The organism is Roseisolibacter sp. H3M3-2 (genome assembly GCF_029211165.1).
Lineage (GTDB): Bacteria > Gemmatimonadota > Gemmatimonadetes > Gemmatimonadales > Gemmatimonadaceae > Roseisolibacter.
In genome coordinates this window covers 1-513 of the sequence record NZ_JARGEK010000813.1, presented here as the reverse complement: position 1 = coordinate 513, position 513 = coordinate 1, and the positions used below count along the sequence as shown (strand labels likewise).

Below are 513 nucleotides of genomic sequence, written 5' to 3'. Positions count from 1 at the left end.
CGCCGCGGCGCGCGGGGCGGCGGTCCACCACGGCTGCCCGGCCGCGTCGCGCACGGTGAGCACGTCGGGGACGCCCTCCCCCCACCCGGCGCCGCCCAGCCGCACCAGCACCCCCTCGCGCGGCGCCAGCACCTCGGCGCGCCCGGCGCCCGTGGCCTGCGCCACCGTGCGCGCCGCCTCGTCCAGGAACCCCGGCGACAGGCCCACGACCACGGCACGTCCCGCGAGGGCGGCGATCAGCTCCAGGGCGGGCGTGTCCACTGCGGCGGGAGGAGGGCGGCGGGGGGGAGCGGGGAGGGGGCGGGCCGGACCGCCTGCACACTAGACGGGCGCCGCGCGCGCAGGAAGATCGGGAAGGGAACGGGCGCCGCGCTTGACGCGGGCGCGGACGGCGCGCAATGCTGGCGCACCGTCCGCGCACCGCGCCGCCCTCCGCGAGGCCCCATGCCGATCCCCCGCCGCTCGTTCGTCCGACTCGCCGCCACCGGGATCGCCGCCCTCGGCGCCGCCCCG

At 81.7% G+C, this 513-nt stretch carries 1 pseudogene; it reads right to left on the bottom strand.

Annotation, left to right across the window (positions count from 1 at the left end):
• Window positions 1-261, bottom strand: a pseudogene (locus PYV61_RS26560) (hypothetical protein); the annotation flags it as partial.
• Between the last annotated feature and the right edge of the window lie 252 nt (window positions 262-513).